The following is a 16,194-nucleotide window of genomic DNA, read 5'->3' on the forward strand; positions in this document are numbered from 1 at the left end:
ATATCCCCCAAACCGCACCCCCCTCCCCCCCCACCCCCCTCCACCCCCCCCCCCCCCCCCCCCCCCCCCCCCCCCCCCCCCCGCCCCCTCCCCCCCCCCCCCCCCCCGGCCGCTGGTGAGACGAGTGTTACAGCCGTCTCGTGGCGCCGGTGGCGGTCCTACAGGCCGAGCTCGACCTCGAACTCGCCGGCCTCCAGGATCGCCTTGACGGCCGTCAGGTAACGGGCCGCGTCGGCGCCGTCCACCAGACGGTGGTCGTAGGAGAGCGACAGGTACGTCATGTCGCGGACGCCGATGACGGTGCCCTCGGCGGTCTCGATGACCGCCGGACGCTTGACGGTGGCGCCGATGCCCAGGATGGCGACCTGGTTCGGCGGCACGATGACCGTGTCGAACAGCGCGCCGCGCGAGCCGGTGTTGCTGATCGTGAAGGTCGCGCCGGACAGCTCGTCCGGAGTGATCTTGTTGGCGCGGACCTTGCCGGCCAGCTCCGCGGTCGCCTTCGAGATGCCGGCGATGTTGAGGTCGCCCGCGCCCTTGATGACCGGGGTCATCAGACCCTTCTCGGAGTCCACGGCGATGCCGATGTTCTCCGAGTCGAAGTACGTGATGGTGCCCTCGTCCTCGTTGATCCGGGCGTTGATGACCGGGTGGGCCTTCAGCGCCTGGGCCGCCGCCTTCACGAAGAACGGCATCGGGGACAGCTTGACGCCCTCACGGGCGGCGAAGGAGTCCTTCGCCTGGCCGCGCAGCTTCATCAGCTTGGTGATGTCGACCTCGACGACCGAGGTCAGCTGGGCCTGCGAGTGCAGGGCCTTCATCATGTTGTCGCCGATGACCTTGCGCATGCGGGTCATCTTGACCGTCTGGCCGCGCAGCGGGGACGCCTGGAGGGACGGGGCGGCCTTCGCGGCGGGGGCCGCAGCGGCGGCGGCCGGAGCCGGAGCCTTGGCGGCCTCGGCGGCGGCGATGACGTCCTGCTTGCGGATGCGGCCACCGACGCCGGTGCCCTTGACCGCGCCCAGGTCCACACCGGACTCGGAGGCGAGCTTGCGCACCAGCGGCGTGACGTACGCGCCGTCGTCACCCGAGGTGGCGACCGGAGCGGCAGCCGGAGCAGCCGGAGCCGGGGCGGCCGGAGCCGGGGCAGCCGGAGCGGCCGCGGGGGCCGGTGCCGGGGCGGCCGGAGCCGGAGCCGGGGCGGCGGGCGCGGCCGGGGCGGCCGCGGGGGCGGGGGCCGGTGCCGGAGCGGGCGCCGGAGCGGGCGCCGGAGCGGCGGCCGGGGCCGGGGCGGCCGGGGCCGGAGCCGCGGCGGGAGCCGCACCCGGAGCACCGATGACGGCGAGCTTGGCGCCGACCTCGGCGGTCTCGTCCTCGCCGACCACGATCTCCAGGAGCACACCGGCGACCGGGGCGGGGATCTCGGTGTCGACCTTGTCGGTGGAGACCTCGAGCAGCGGCTCGTCCTCGGCCACCTCCTCGCCGACCTCCTTGAGCCAGCGGGTGACGGTGCCCTCGGTGACGCTCTCGCCGAGCGCGGGGAGGACGACGTCGGTGCCCTCGGCGGAGCCACCGCCGGAAGCGGCCTCGGCCGTGGGGGCCGGGGCGGGGGCGGCGGCCTCGGTGGAGGGCGCCGCCTGCGGGGCCGGGGCGGCGGGGGCGGCCGGAGCCTCGGCCTCGGCCGGAGCCGGGGCGGCGGCCGGGGCACCGGTGCCGTCGTCGATGATGGCGAGCTCCGCGCCGACCTCGACGGTCTCGTCCTCGGCCACCTTGATGGAGGCGAGGATGCCGGATGCGGGGGCGGGGATCTCGGTGTCGACCTTGTCGGTCGAGACCTCGAGCAGCGGCTCGTCGGCCTCGACGCGCTCGCCCTCGGCCTTCAGCCAGCGGGTGACGGTGCCCTCGGTGACGCTCTCGCCGAGCGCCGGAAGGGTTACGGAAACCGACATGGTTTCGGTTGCTCCTTACGAATTGCGGGAAGTGGTCGTCGCGCCCGAGGGGCTACTAGTCGTGGGAGTGCAGCGGCTTGCCGGCCAGCGCCAGGTGGGCCTCGCCGAGCGCCTCGTTCTGCGTCGGGTGCGCGTGGATGAGCTGCGCGACCTCGGCCGGCAGAGCCTCCCAGTTGTAGATCAGCTGGGCTTCGCCGACCTGCTCGCCCATACGGTCACCGACCATGTGGACGCCGACCACGGCGCCGTCCTTGACCTGGACGAGCTTGATCTCGCCCGCGGTCTTGAGGATCTTGCTCTTGCCGTTGCCCGCGAGGTTGTACTTCAGAGCGACGACCTTGTCCGCACCGTAGATCTCCTTGGCCTTGGCCTCGGTGATGCCCACGGAGGCGACCTCGGGGTGGCAGTACGTCACCCGGGGCACGCCGTCGTAGTCGATCGGGACGGTCTTGAGACCGGCCAGACGCTCCGCCACCAGGATGCCCTCGGCGAAGCCGACGTGCGCGAGCTGGAGCGTCGGGACGAGGTCGCCGACGGCGGAGATGGTGGGCACGTTGGTGCGCATGTACTCGTCGACCAGGACGTAGCCGCGATCCATCGCGACGCCCTGCTCCTCGTAACCGAGGCCCTGGGAGACCGGGCCGCGGCCGATGGCGACGAGGAGGACCTCGGCCTCGAACTCCTTGCCGTCGGCCAGCGTGACCTTCACACCGTTGGCGGTGTACTCGGCCTTCTGGAAGAAGGTGCCCAGGTTGAACTTGATGCCGCGCTTGCGGAACGCGCGCTCCAGGATCTTGGAGCTGTTCTCGTCCTCGACCGGCACGAGGTGCTTGAGGCCCTCGATGACGGTGACGTCGGTGCCGAAGGACTTCCACGCCGAGGCGAACTCGACGCCGATGACGCCGCCGCCCAGGATGATCGCGGACTGCGGGACGCGGTCCAGGGTCAGCGCGTGGTCGGAGGAGATGATCCGGTTGCCGTCGATCTCCAGGCCCGGCAGCGACTTCGGCACGGAGCCGGTCGCCAGGAGGACGTGGCGGCCCTGGATGCGCTGGCCGTTGACGTCCACGGAGGTCGGGGACGACAGGCGGCCCTCACCCTCGATGTAGGTCACCTTGCGGGAGGCGACCAGGCCCTGCAGACCCTTGTACAGGCCCGAGATGACCTCGTCCTTGTACGCGTGGACCGCGTTGATGTCGATGCCCTCGAAGGTGGCCTTGACGCCGAACTGGCCGGCCTCGCGCGCCTGGTCGGCGATCTCGCCGGCGTGCAGCAGGGCCTTCGTGGGGATGCAGCCGTTGTGCAGGCAGGTGCCGCCGAGCTTGTTCTTCTCGATCAGTGCGACGTCCAGGCCCAGCTGCGCTCCGCGCAGGGCCGCGGCGTAGCCGCCACTGCCACCGCCGAGGATCACTAGGTCGAAAACGGTGCTGGCGTCGTTCGCCACGTCACGTCCTCCATGCATGTGCGCCGGGCGCGGTCGTCGATGACCGGCGGCGGCTGGTGTTCGGCCGCTTGTCTTCGGCCCTGTGGTGGGGGCCCTGTCCTGCCGAGAACCCATCTTCGCACTTGTTGACGGAAGGCGGGACGCGGGGCCGGGGTCTGAGACGGCTGATCGTCGGGCTCAGCGCCTCTCAGAGGTCACTCCACCGCCGCGCGGAGAGGCACGGATTTCATCCACAGCGAAATCCGGCCGGAGCGCGGCGGTACGGAGCGTGCACACGGGCGGCCCCGGAGCGTGTGCCCGGGGCCGCCCTGTGGGTCGGCTGTGCCCGGGCTGTCAGCCGAGGTCGCCGGAGGCGGTGCGCTCCGCCAGACGGAGCAGGGTGCGCACGGAGGAGCCGGTGCCGCCCTTGGGGGTGTAGCCGTGCGGGGCGCCCTCGTTGTAGGCCGGGCCCGCGATGTCCAGGTGGGCCCAGGTGATGCCCTCGCCGACGAACTCCTTCAGGAACAGGCCGGCCACCAGGCCGCCGCCCATCCGCACGCCCATGTTGGCGAGGTCGGCGGTGGGGGAGTCCATGGTCTTGCGCAGGTTGGCGGGGAGCGGCATGGGCCACGACTGCTCGCCGGACTCCTCCGCGATCTCGTGGATCGCGGTGCGGAAGGCGTCGTCGTTGGCCATGATCCCGAAGGTGTGGTCGCCGAGGGCCAGCACCATGGCGCCGGTCAGGGTGGCCACGTCGACGATCGCGTCCGGCTTCTCCTCGGAGGCCTTCCACAGGGCGTCGGCCAGGACCAGGCGGCCCTCGGCGTCGGTGTTGAGGACCTCGACGGTCTTGCCGCTGTACATGCGCAGGACGTCACCCGGGCGGGTGGCGGAGCCCGACGGCATGTTCTCGGCCAGTGCGAGCCAGCCGGTGACGTTCACCTCGAGTCCCAGGCGCGCGGCCGCGACGACGGCGGCGAACACGGCGGCGGCGCCGCTCATGTCGCACTTCATCGTCTCGTTGTGGCCGGCCGGCTTGAGCGAGATGCCGCCCGAGTCGTAGGTGATGCCCTTGCCGACGAAGGCGAGGTGCTTGGCGTTCTTGGCGTGGGTGTACGAGATCTTCACCAGGCGGGGCGGGTTGGCCGAGCCGACGCCGACGCCGAGGATGCCGCCGTAGCCGCCCTTCTCCAGCGCCTTCTCGTCGAGCACCTGGACCTTGAGCCCGTGCTCCTTGCCCGCGGCCGACACGACGGCGGCGAAGGCCTCGGGGGTGAGGTCGTTCGGCGGGGTGTTGATCAGGTCGCGGGCGCGGTTCATCTCCTCGGCCAGCGCGAGGGAGCGCTCGGCGGCGGCCTTGTGGGCCTTGTCGCGCGGCTTGGCGCCCAGCAGCGCCACCTCGGCGAGCGGGTTCTTGGCGTCGGCGCCGCGGTCCTGGTAGGCGGTGAAGGCGTACGCGCCCAGGAGGGCGCCCTCGCCGATCGCCTCGACGTCCTCGGCGGCCTCGACCGGCAGCGCGAACGCGGCCTTCTTCACGCCGTGCAGGGCGCGGGCGGCGTTGCCCGCGGCGGTGCGCAGCACCTCGGCGGCGTACGCCTCGTCCTGGGCGGGGGCGGTGCCGAGGCCGACCGCGAGCACGAACGGCGCCTTGAGGCCGGCGGGGGAGACCACCTTGGTCACCTCACCCTCGGCACCGGTGGCGCCGAGGGTCGCCAGGACGGTGGCGAGCTTCCCGCCGAACGCCTTGTCCACGGCCTCGGCGCCGGGCGCGACGACCAGCCCACCCTTGGGGCCGGCGGCCTTGGCGACGCCGACGACGAGGGCGTCGGCACGCAGCGTTGCCGCACCGGCAGTGCTGAGAGTCAGAGCAGTCACGGTGGTGAGATCTCTCTTCCTTGAGAAGCCTGTGGAGTGTTCGACCGTCGGATGGGCCGGCCGGGGCCCGGTCCATCGTATTTCGGGCGGGTCGACCACCAGCCACGAGCCTACGCGCGGTGACGGCGTTCGATAGCGGTGGCCGCAATTCACTCATCCGTGGTGTCTCTTTCACGTTTGGGCCGCACACTCCGTGAGAGCTCCGTCACACTCGCCTCAATCGAGTACAGGGGGCACCGCGCCCCTTTGCATCATCACCACAGGTTCTTCGTGCAAGCTCTGAGCGCGAAGGCTCTATGAGGGGGGACAAATGAAGGCGAAGGCCTTGAATGTGGGCAGAACCCGGCTTGCGCTCACCGCGCTGATGGCCGCCGGACTGCTCACCACCGCCATCCCGGCCGCCAACGCGGCGGCCACGGTGGCACCGCGCATCGATCTGAAGGTGCTGGTCCTCGACGACGGCGGAAGCGCGGTCGGGGCGGTCGTCGCCGAACTGAAGAACACCGGAGTCCCGTACCAGACGGTCCAGTTGAGCGCCGCCGGCCGGCCCACGGTCGACGCCGCTTTCCTCAGCGACACGGTGGGCGGGCGGCCGCGCGCCAAGTTCCAGGGCGTGGTCGCGCCCAACGAGATCCCGTTCGGCTCGGCGAGCGCGCCCGAGCAGACCGCTCTCGCCGCGTACGAGAAGACCTTCGGGATCCGCCAGATCGACGCCTACACCTGGGCGCACCCCGAGGTGGGGCTCGACTACACGGACCAGAACGGCGGTTGGTCCGGCGTCCTGGACGGGGCGAAGACCCAGGTCACCGCAGCTGGCAAGGCGGGCCCCTTCGGTTACCTCAACGGGCCGCTCACCTTCGAGGACAACGACCCTGCGGTTCCCGAGAGTTACGGCTACGCGGCCCATCCCAGGGACGGCTTCACCAGCTACCTGGACGCGCCGACCGGCGGCAGCATGCTCGGCCAGTACACCCACGACGGCCGCAGCGAGCTGGTCGTCACCTTCGCCTACAACCAGTACCAGGAGCAGTTCCAGGCACTGGCCAAGGGCATGGTGGAGTGGCTCACCCAGGGCGTGCACCTGGGCCAGAGCCGCAACTACTTCTCGGTGCACGTGGACGACGTGTTCGCGCCCGACTCCCGCTGGGACAGCGTGCACAACTGCACCCCGGGCGACTTCGACTGCCCCGCCGGCGGCGCCACCAACCCGGACATCCGGATGACCGCGGCCGACGCCCAGTACGCGGCCCAGTGGGAGCAGGCCAACGGGTTCACGCTCGACATGGTCTTCAACGCGGGCTCCGGCGAGGAGTGGAAGTCGGAGAACGGCGGCACCGACGCGCTCGCCGCGCAGCTGCTCGCCGACAAGGCCAAGTTCCGCTGGGTGAACCACACCTACACCCACGAGTTCCTCGGCTGCGTCCAGGACAACACCGTGGTGCCCTGGCAGTGCAAGAAGAACGCCGACGGCTCCACCCAGTGGATGAGCCGGGCCGACATCTCCGCCCAGATCTCGCAGAACAACACCTGGGCGGCCCAGAAGGGCCTGCCGGTCGACAGGAGCGAGCTCGTCACCGGTGAGCACTCCGGCATGAAGGTCCTGCCGCAGCAGCCCGACGACAACCCGAACCTGGCGGGCGCGCTCGCCGACAACGGGGTCAAGTGGACCGGCAGCGACGCCTCGCGCGAGCCCGACCAGCGCGCGGTCGGCGCGGCCCAGACGGTGCCCCGGCACCCGATGAACGTGTACTACAACGTCGGCAAGGCCGCCGAGATGACCGACGAGTACAACTGGCTGTACACCTCCAAGGCCGACGGCGGCAGCGGCGTCTGCGAGAACAACCCGGCCTCCACCTGCATGGCCGCCCCGCTCGACACCGCCACCGGCTACCAGTCGTACATCGTCCCGAGGGAGGCCAAGACCGCGCTGTCGCACGTGCTGTGGAACGACCCGCGGCCGCACTACGTGCACCAGTCCAACCTGGCCGAGGAGCGGATCCTCTACCCGGTCCTGGACACGGTCCTCGGTGACTACAAGGCCCTCTACGCCGCCAACGCCCCGATCGTGAACCTGCGCGAGAAGGACGCGGGAACCGAGTTCGCCCGGCGCGCGTCCTGGGACAAGGCGCTGGCTTCCGGTTCGGTGACCGCCTACCGGATCGGCGACACTGTCACCGTGCAGGCTCCGAAGGGGGTGGCCGCACCGATCACGGCACCGGAAGGCACGCGCAAGCAACTGCTGCTCGGCACCGCCGTGTTCGGCACGCCGTACGCGGGTCAGCGCTCCGACTGGTCCTCTCCCGAGCTGCTCCAGTCGGCGATCACGCTGAAGCTGCCGGCCTGATCGCTCGTCTCGCACGACCGCTTGTCCTGGGGGGACATCCATGCCGAGCAGTGGCCGTCATGTCACCATGCTCACCGAAGGCACATATCCGCACATACACGGGGGTGTGAGCACCTGGTGCGACCAGCTCGTCCGCGGCATGCCGGAGGTCGACTTCAACGTCGTCGCCCTCACCGGCAGCGGCCGCGAGCCGGTCGCCTGGGAGCTTCCGGCCAACGTCTACCGGCACACGGCCTTCCCCCTGTGGGGGCCGCGGCCCGGTGGGCGGCGGCCGCTCCTCGGCAAGGAGAGGCGCCGGTTCACCGACACCTACGAGCGCTTCCTGCTCGCCATGCTCGACCCGGAGTCCGGTTGCGACTTCACCTCGGCCCTCTACGGGCTCGCGGAGCTGGCCCGGGCCGGGCGGCTCTCGGCGGCGCTGCGTTCCGAAGCGGCGCTGAAGTCGCTGATGTGGATCTGGACCATGCCGCACCTGGCGCTGTCCAGGGCGAAGCCCACCGTGCACGACGCCCTGACCGCGACCGACCTTCTGGAACACGCACTGCGCCCGCTGTCCGCCCGCATTCCGGCGGACAGCGTGGCGCACGCGGTCAGCAGCGGCCTCGCCACACTGCCGGCGCTCGCCGCGCAGTACTTCGACGGGGTGCCGTTCCTGCTGACCGAGCACGGGATCTATCTGCGCGAGCGCTACCTCGGCTACCGCACCGGCGAGCAGAGCTGGCCGGTGAAGGCGGTCCTGCTGGGCTTCTACCGGGAGCTCAACTCCACGGGCTACCGCCAGGCCGACCTCATCACCCCGTGCAACCAGTACAACCGCCGCTGGGAGGAGCGCGGAGGCGCCCCGTCCGAGCGCATCCGCACGGTCTACAACGGGGTCGACCCCGACCTCTTCCCGCACGCCGGGCCCGACCCGGCCGTCCCCACCCTGAGCTGGTGCGGACGCATCGACCCGATCAAGGACCTGGAGACCCTGATCCGCTCGTACGCCATCGTGCGGGCCGAACTCCCCGAGACCCGGCTGCGGTTGTACGGCGGAGTCCCGGCCGGCGGCGAGGACTACCGCACCCGCCTGGAGAAGCTCGCCGCAGAGCTGGGCGTCACCGACGGCATCTCCTACGAGGGCCGGGTCAGCGACGTGGCGAGCGCCTACGCCTCGGGCAGCGTGGTGATGCTCTCCAGCATCAGCGAGGGCTTCCCGTTCTCGCTGATCGAGGCGATGTCCTGCGGCCGCGCCACGGTGTCCACGGACGTCGGGGGCGTACGGGAGGCGGCCGGTGAGGCCGGACTCGTCGTGCCGCCCCGGGAGCCCGCGGTGATGGCCGAGGCGACCCTCGGGCTGCTGCGCGACCACGAGCGGCGGGCCGAGCTCGGGGCCGCCGCCCGGCAGCGGGTGATCGACAAGTTCACCCTGCACCGCTCGGTGGACGGCTTCCGCCGCATCTACCTGGAACTGGCGGGCCACCCCGAACCGGAGCTCGCGCAGGCCGCGTTCACGCCCGAGGACGACTGGACCCTTCAGCTCACCGGGCCGTGGTACCGCGAGCTGTCCGGCGGGGCCAAGGCCGGTCTGCTCGACGGGGCACCCCGGTGAGCGGATCCCTGTGGGTCGGCGGGGAGGAGGGGCAGGACACCCTGCCCTTCATCCCCCGCCAGCGCCTGCCCAAGCTGCCCGAGGACGACCCGCTGGCCGAACTCGCTCTGCGCCTGGACGACTTGATAGCCGCGGCCGTGCACCCGGACGAGATAGCCGCGATCATCGAGTCCGACGGCATGACGGACGCCCAGATAAGAGCCGTCTACGGCCACCCCGACTCCTTCTCGCTCGCCGAGGAGCTCTACGGCCGCGTCGAGCGCCGCTACCCCGCGGCCGCGGCGCCGCCCGCCGAACCCTGGCACGCCCACCTCGGCTCCTGCCTCCTGCGCGGCCTCGTCTTCGCGCTGCCCGGCCTCGCCTACGTCCTGGGCGCGCCCCTGCTCGGCGGCCCGCGCGCCACGCTCGGCCTGCCCGCCGGAACCATTCCGCTGCTCGCCGGAGCCGTCACCGGCTGGGTGTGGAACCAGTCGCTCTCGCACCGGGCCCACTCCTGGCTCAGCCTCGCCGACCGCCCGACCGCCGTCCGCGCCCTGCGCCTGGGCGCCCCGCTCGGCGCGGCGCTCAGCTCCCTGGCCGCGCTGGCCGTGACCGGCCCGGGCGAACTGCCCGCCGCCGCGTTCGCCGCCGGACAGTGCTGTTACCTCGCGGCGGCCACCGCGCTGCTCGTGCTCGGCCGCGAACGCCCGCTGTTGTGCGCCCTGTTGCCGCTGACCCTCGGGCTCGTACCCGGGCTGCCGTCCGCCGTCGGCCCGGTGCTGCTGCTCGTCTCGCTGCTCGCGGCGGTGACCCTCGCCGTGCTCGCGCTGCGCGGCGAGACGGCCGGGGCCGGGCCGCGCGGCGCCGTGTCGCCCCCGATGGCCGCCTCCGTGCCGTACGGCCTGTTCGGGCTCGGCGCGGGCGTGCTCGTCCTGTACGCCGCCCTCGGCGACGTGTTCCGGCACGGCTCCGCCGGAGCGGTGGCCGGGCCGTCCGCGGTCGCGCTCACCCTCAGCATGGGCCCCGCGGAATGGCTGCTGCACCGGTTCCGGGCCGTGAGCCTGGCCGGGCTGCGGACCACGTCCAGCGCCCGGGCGTTCCGCGGCTCGGTCGCCGCCACCGTGACCTGCTGCCTCGGCGCCTATCTGCTGATCCTGGCCGCGCTCGCCGAGGCGGGCACCCGGCTGTGGCCGGACGCCCCGGCCCTCGGCGGCCTGCGCCTGGCGACGCTGCTCCTGATCGGCGCGGTGCTGTGGGCCGGGCTGCTGCTCCAGTCGTTCGGGGCGGCGCCGGGCGCGGCCCTGGTGTGCTGCGCGGCGGCCGTCGCGCAGACCCTGGCGCTCGCCCTCGGCGCGCCCCCGTCGACCGGTCTGGTGGTGTCGGGGTGTGCGGCCGCGCTGCTCGCCGTGCTGGTCTGTGTCCTGCTGGGGAGGGCGACCGCCCACCGCCCATGAGGACGCCGTCGAGGAAACAGAGCCACCCGAGGACCCCGAGCATGCTGCGAGGAAGCCCATGAGCAAGCTGCTGGTGCCCTACTACGAGCACCCGGCCGAGCAGCCCGAGGCCTGGGACGCGCTGATCGCCGCCGCACCCTCGCTGTACGGGGTCGTCCTCAACCCGGCGAGCGGCGCGGGTCCTTCGCCCGACGCCGCCTTCGCCGCGGTGGCGGGCCGGCTGCGCTCGGCGGGGGTGCGGGTGCTCGGGTACGTGGACACCGCCTACGGCCGCCGCCCCCCGCAGGACGTCGTGCGCGAGGCGGCCCGCCACCGCGCCTGGTACGGGGTGCACGGGCTCTTCCTCGACCAGGTGGCGACCTCGGCCGTCCAACTGCCGTACTACGCCGACCTGCGGGCCGCGCTCGCCGCCACGTACGACACGTATGTCACCCTTGTTCTGAACCACGGCGCCGTGCCGCATCCCGGCTACGCCCGGATCGGCGATCTTCTGGTCACCTTCGAGGGACCGTGGTCGGCGTACCGGCCGACCGGGCCGACCACCCCCGACACCTGCCACCTCGTCTACGGGGCCCCGCCGGACGCGGTGGCCCTGGCCCCCGTCCACTGCCTCGTCCCCGGTCAACTGCCGCACCCCTGGGGCACGTTGCCGCACCGCTTGGAGCCCGTCCGGTGAAACGCGCACTCTGGCTGCTTGTCCCGCTGTTCCTGCTGGCGGCGTGCTCCAGCTCCCCGGACGGCCCCGACGACGGGCACGACCGGACCACCTCGCCCCCCGCGCCCTCCGGCCCGCACTGGCAGCCCACCCCGGGCCTGACCTGGCAGTGGCAGCTCAAGGGAAAGCTCGACCCGGGCGTCGACGTCCAGGTGTACGACATCGACGCCGTCGACCAGGACGCGGCGGCCGTGGCCGATCTGCACCGCCGGGGCCGCAAGGTGATCTGCTACGTCTCGACGGGCGCCTGGGAGAACTGGCGGCCCGACGCCAAGCAGTTCCCAAAGGCGGTGCTCGGCAAGGGCAACGGCTGGGACGGCGAGCGCTGGCTCGACATCCGCCGCACCGACGTCCTGGAACCCCTGATGGCCAAGCGGTTCGACCTCTGCAAGCAGAAGGGCTTCGACGCGGTCGAGCCGGACAACATGGACGGCTACAACAACGACACCGGATTCCCCCTCAAGGCCGCCGACCAGCTGAAGTACAACGAGCTCATCGCGAGGCTCGCCCACGACCGGGGCCTGGCCGTGGGTCTGAAGAACGACCTCGACCAGATCCCGCAACTGCTCGCCCACTTCGACTTCGCGGTCAACGAGCAGTGCGCCCAGTACGGCGAGTGCGACAAGCTCGCGCCGTTCGTCAAGGCGAACAAGGCCGTCTTCCACGTCGAGTACGAACTGCCGCCGGAGCGCTTCTGCGCCCAGTCCAAGAAGCTCGGACTCAGCTCGATGGAGAAGAAGTACGACCTGCTGGCGTGGCGCAGACCCTGCTGAGCCTCAGCCGAGGGTGAGGGCGGCCAGGGCCGCGGTCGCGGCGGTCTCCGCGACCGCCCCGAACACATCGCCCGTCACCCCGCCGAACCGTCCCACGCACCGCCGCAGCAGCACCTGGGCGGCGGCGAGACCGGCCGCGACGGCGAGCGCGAAGTGCAGCGCGGACCAGGGCCCGAACAGCGCTCCCGCCGCCGCGCAGGCGGCCGTCACCAGGGCGGCCACCGCGAACGCGCGGCGCACCGGCACCGTGCCCGCCACCACCGCGCCGAGCCCCTCCGGACGGGCCGCCGGGACCCCGCGCCGGGAGGCCAGGGTGAGGGCGGTGCGGGCGGCCACGGCCGAGACGACGGTCGCCGCGGCCCCCCGGGCCCAGCCGCCGTCCTCGTACAGCCGGGACAGGGCGGCGATCTGGGCCAGCAGACAGAAGAGCAGCGCCACGACGCCGAACGGGCCGATGTCGCTGCGCTTCATGATGCGCAGCGCGTCCTCGGCGGGCTTGGCGCTGCCGAGGCCGTCGGCGACATCGGCGAGCCCGTCCAGATGCAGACCCCGGGTGAGCACAGCGGGCACGGCCGCGCTCACCACCGCCGCGAGCAGCGCCCCGGACCCGAGCCCCCAGAACCCCGCGCCCGCGGCCGCCGCGCACAGGCCGACGGCGAGCCCGGCGAGCGGGGCGAGCGTCATGCCCGCGCGGGCGGCGGAGCGGTCCCACCGGGTGATGCGGGCGGGGAAGACGGTGAGGGTGCCGAAGGCGAAACGTACGCCGTGCAGGGCCTTGCTGGGGTTCACCCGGCGCAGGGTATCCCGAGCGCTCCGGCCCCCGGCGGCGGTAAATTGCGCATACCAGCGCAAACAAGGGCGGGTGGGATGGGTCACTGGTTCTATCGGAACATCACGGAGCCGGGCAAGCTCCCGATGCTGCTCGCGCTGGCCTCGTTCGTCGTGACGTTCCTGGTCACGCGCTCCATCACCCGCCTGATCCGGGCCGGGCGCGGCCCGTTCCGGAACATCAGGCCGGGCGGGATGCACATCCACCACGTGGTGCCCGGCGTCATCCTCACCGTCGTCGGGGGCTTCGGGGCGGTCGGCAGCGGACGGCACGGCATCGCGGCGGCCACCTTCGCCGTGCTCTTCGGGACCGGCGCGGGCCTGGTTCTCGACGAGTTCGCGCTGATCCTGCACCTCGACGACGTGTACTGGAGCGAGAACGGGCGCAAGAGCGTCGAGATCGTGGTGATGGCCGCCGCCCTCATGACGCTGGTGCTCGCCGGGTTCTCACCGCTCGGGGTCAACGACGTGAGCCCCGAGGAGCGGCAGAGCCGGGGATCGTTCATCACCACGATCGCGATCAACTTCTGTTTCGTGCTGATCTCGCTGTTCAAGGGCAAGGTGCGGCTGTCGGTGATCGGCACGTTCGTGCCGTTCGTGGCCCTCTTCGGCGCGGTCCGGCTCGCCCGGCCGGGCTCCCCGTGGGCCCAGCGCTTCTACCGCAACCGGCCGCGCGCCAGGGCCAAGGCCGGGCTCAGGGCCTACCGCCACGACCGGCGCTGGTCACAGCCGCGGCGCCGCTTTCAGGACTGGATCGGCGGCGCACCCGACAGGCTCCCGGTGCGCCGCCCCTGATCAAGGCGGTCGCGGCGGCGCTTGCGTCGTTCCCAGGTGATCCAGCAGATCACGGCGACCGCCAGGAGCGCGGCGATGTGCTCCTTGCCCGCGAGGTTGTTCTTGAGCACCACCTCGACGACCATCGCCATCGCCACGGTCCCGGCCGTCCAGTACGCCCGGTAGCGCCAGCACACGTACACGGCGAGCGCGACGACCGCCGCCGACGGGCCGGTGTCGACCATCTTCGCGGCGGAGGCGGGCAGCCCGAACACGCTGTCCGGGCCGATGTGGATGCCCACCCGCGCGTACAGGGTGCCGGCCAGCGTCGCCACGTACGCGATGAGCAGCATCCGGCCCCGGCCGATGCAGATCTCGGCGATGCCGAACACGAGCAGCACCTGGGCGAGCGCGCCCCACACCGGCAGGTCGAGGGCCGGCACGAAGAGCGAGAGCGGGGTGCGCAGGAGCGAGATCCACAGCGGGTAGTCGGCCTTCACCGAGCCCACGATCTGCACCGGCCGAAAGCCCCAGGACTGGTTCTGGATGATCTGGAACACCGAGGTGAGGGCGACCGCGGAGAGGGTGAGCGGGATCGCCCGCCAGCGCTGGGTGCGCACCGCGTACTTCACGGTCCTGAACAGGGGCCCCCACTCGCGCGTGGCGAACCGGCGCGCGAACCCCTTCCCCGAGCCGCTCATCTCTGGGATTCCAGATGCCTGCGGTGCAGCCACTTGGGCAGCCCCGGGGCCTCCAGGAACCCTTCGGCGCGCGCGGACGCGATGGCGATGCGTGGCAGGTCTGCACTCTTCTCGAACAACGTGAACCGCGGCTCCCAGATCGGCCGGTACTTGGCATTGGACCGGTAAAGGGACTCGATCTGCCACCAGCGGGAGAAGAAGCTGAGGAGCGAGCGCCACAGCCTCAGCACGGGTCCTGCCCCGAGCTTCGAGCCGCGCTCGAAGACGGAACGGAACATCGCGAAGTTCAGTGAGACCTGAGTGATCTTGATCTCCTTGGCGCGCTGCAGGAGTTCGATCACCATGAACTCGATCAGGCCGTTCTCGGAGTCGCGGTCACGGCGCATCAGGTCGAGCGAGAGTCCGTGGGGGCCCCAGGGCACGAAGCTGAGCAGCGCCCTCAACTCGCCCTCGCCGTCGAAGCATTCGAGCATCATGCACTGGCCGTCGGCGGGGTCGCCGAGCCGGCCGAGTGCCATGGAGAAGCCGCGTTCGGTGGCACCGTCGCGCCAGTCGTCGGCCTTGCGCAGGAGTTCGTCCATCTCCTGGGCAGGAATGTCCGCGTGACGGCGGATCCGCACCTCGTACCCGGCCCTCTTCACCCGGTTGTACGCCTGGCGCACGGTCCGCATCGCGCGGCCCTCCAGGGTGAACTCGGCGGTCTCCACGATCGCCTCGTCGCCCATCTCCAGGGCGTCCAGGCCGTGCCGGGCGTAGATCTGCCCGGCCTCCTCGCTCGCGCCGGTCACGGCCGGGATCCAGCCGTGCTCCCGTGCCTCGGCCAGCCACGGCTCGATCGCGCCCGGCCAGGCCTCGGGGTCGCCGATCGGGTCGCCGGAGGCCAGCGAGACGCTGTTGATCACGCGGTAGGTGACGGCCGCCTTGCCGGTCGGCGACCAGATGACGGCCTTCTCGCGGCGCAGCGCGAAGTAGCCCAGCGAGTCGCGCTCGCCCTGCTTGTCGAGCAGCGCGCGCAGCTTCTCCTCGTCCTCGACGGTGAGCGGGTCGACGGCCTTGCGGTTGCGGAAGGCGGCGTAGATGACGGCGATCAGGAGCAGCGTGGCCAGGACGTTGATGGTGACGTTGACCCAGCCCGGCGTCGTGATGCCCTGGGTGTGCCGGTCGTCGGGGACCAGGAACACGAGCCGCATCACGCCGTAGCGCCAGCGCTCCAGGAAGGTCGAGTGGTCGGTGCCGTCGTACGTGTTGGTCGCGCTGACCAGGACCGCGGCGATCAGCGAGGTGATCAGCAGGCCGCCGACGGCGGTGGCCACCGCGGCCAGCGGGTTGGAGCGGTCGCCCTTGGCGTAGAACTCGCGGCGGCCGAGCAGCAGCGCGAGTACGAAGGCCGCGGTCAGCGCGAGCGAGATCCAGTTCTGCGCGTAGCGGTGGATGTCCGGGAAGACCATGGCGAACGCGAACAGGGCCAGGAAGAGCCCGCCCAGCACGATGTTGAGGATCCAGGCGGCCCGCTTGCGCCGGCGCATGGTGACGGCGAGGAACAGCGTGACGACGCCGGAGGTGAAGCCGGCTTCGAGCAGATACGGCGTGAAGTAGTCGTCCGTGTTGTGCCGCCGAAGCCCCTGGCCGAGGGTGACCCATACGGCGCTCAGGAAATTGATGAACGTCACGACGCGCAGGTACCAGACGGCGAACGCCGCGCTGCGACGCGACCGGGCGGTGCTCCGGTTCGTTCCTTCGGTGGTGCTCAAGCGGACTTCTCCCATGAAACGCGATGATATGGGGGCA

The 16,194-nt window shown here is 71.8% G+C and carries 12 protein-coding genes; 6 read left to right on the top strand and 6 right to left on the bottom strand.

Annotation, left to right across the window (positions count from 1 at the left end; all coding sequences use genetic code 11):
* Nucleotides 1-158: 158 nt before the first annotated feature.
* The 3 genes from sucB to AC07F3_RS27075 all read right to left on the bottom strand — a co-directional run bounded on the left by sucB (nt 159) and on the right by AC07F3_RS27075 (nt 5,247).
* Nucleotides 159-1,949, bottom strand: a complete 1,791-nt coding sequence (gene sucB / locus AC07F3_RS27065) for a 2-oxoglutarate dehydrogenase, E2 component, dihydrolipoamide succinyltransferase (RefSeq protein ID WP_479117041.1) — start codon at nt 1,947-1,949, stop codon at nt 159-161.
* A gap of 55 nt (nt 1,950-2,004) precedes the next feature.
* On the bottom strand, nt 2,005-3,393 hold the full coding sequence (gene lpdA, locus AC07F3_RS27070) for a dihydrolipoyl dehydrogenase (RefSeq protein ID WP_053727683.1): 1,389 nt from the start codon (nt 3,391-3,393) through the stop codon (nt 2,005-2,007).
* A 333-nt stretch (nt 3,394-3,726) separates the two neighbouring features.
* Complete coding sequence (locus AC07F3_RS27075; RefSeq protein ID WP_479117042.1) at nt 3,727-5,247, bottom strand: leucyl aminopeptidase; 1,521 nt, start codon at nt 5,245-5,247, stop codon at nt 3,727-3,729.
* Nucleotides 5,248-5,557: 310 nt separating this feature from the next.
* Between AC07F3_RS27075 and AC07F3_RS27080 the strand changes: the two genes are divergently transcribed.
* The 5 genes from AC07F3_RS27080 to AC07F3_RS27100 are packed head-to-tail and all read left to right on the top strand — an operon-like array spanning nt 5,558 to nt 12,103.
* Complete coding sequence (locus AC07F3_RS27080) at nt 5,558-7,591, top strand: hypothetical protein (RefSeq protein ID WP_479117043.1); 2,034 nt, start codon at nt 5,558-5,560, stop codon at nt 7,589-7,591.
* 40 nt (nt 7,592-7,631) lie between these two features.
* Nucleotides 7,632-9,182: a GT4 family glycosyltransferase PelF gene (gene pelF / locus AC07F3_RS27085; RefSeq protein WP_479117044.1), complete on the top strand. Its 1,551-nt coding sequence runs from the start codon at nt 7,632-7,634 to the stop codon at nt 9,180-9,182.
* Nucleotides 9,179-10,615, top strand: coding sequence for a hypothetical protein (locus AC07F3_RS27090; RefSeq protein ID WP_479117045.1), 1,437 nt, complete (start codon nt 9,179-9,181; stop codon nt 10,613-10,615). Before pelF ends, AC07F3_RS27090 begins: the two co-directional genes overlap by 4 nt.
* A 58-nt stretch (nt 10,616-10,673) precedes the next feature.
* A complete protein-coding gene (locus AC07F3_RS27095) occupies nt 10,674-11,291 on the top strand; it encodes a spherulation-specific family 4 protein (RefSeq protein WP_479117046.1) in 618 nt (205 codons plus the stop codon).
* Nucleotides 11,288-12,103 carry an endo alpha-1,4 polygalactosaminidase gene (locus tag AC07F3_RS27100; RefSeq protein WP_479117047.1) on the top strand — a complete coding sequence of 272 codons (816 nt, stop codon included), beginning with the start codon at nt 11,288-11,290 and terminating at the stop codon, nt 12,101-12,103. Before AC07F3_RS27095 ends, AC07F3_RS27100 begins: the two co-directional genes overlap by 4 nt.
* Before the next feature lie 3 nt (nt 12,104-12,106).
* Here the strand turns inward: AC07F3_RS27100 and AC07F3_RS27105 are convergent, their stop codons facing one another.
* Nucleotides 12,107-12,901 (bottom strand): adenosylcobinamide-GDP ribazoletransferase, encoded by a 795-nt coding sequence (locus AC07F3_RS27105; RefSeq protein WP_479117371.1) that lies wholly within the window; start codon nt 12,899-12,901, stop codon nt 12,107-12,109.
* 69 nt (nt 12,902-12,970) lie between these two features.
* On the opposite strand from AC07F3_RS27105, the gene AC07F3_RS27110 reads away from it, so the two are divergent.
* Nucleotides 12,971-13,726, top strand: a complete 756-nt coding sequence (locus AC07F3_RS27110) for a hypothetical protein (protein ID WP_479117048.1) — start codon at nt 12,971-12,973, stop codon at nt 13,724-13,726.
* Here AC07F3_RS27110 and AC07F3_RS27115 read toward each other — a convergent pair.
* Nucleotides 13,675-14,406, bottom strand: a complete 732-nt coding sequence (locus AC07F3_RS27115) for a hypothetical protein (RefSeq protein ID WP_479117049.1) — start codon at nt 14,404-14,406, stop codon at nt 13,675-13,677. The two genes, AC07F3_RS27110 and AC07F3_RS27115, sit on opposite strands and share 52 nt — an antisense overlap.
* A complete protein-coding gene (locus AC07F3_RS27120; RefSeq protein ID WP_479117050.1) occupies nt 14,403-16,172 on the bottom strand; it encodes a phosphatidylglycerol lysyltransferase domain-containing protein in 1,770 nt (589 codons plus the stop codon). Before AC07F3_RS27120 ends, AC07F3_RS27115 begins: the two co-directional genes overlap by 4 nt.
* Nucleotides 16,173-16,194 lie beyond the last annotated feature (22 nt).

Source organism: Streptomyces sp. NPDC045846, assembly GCF_056431605.1.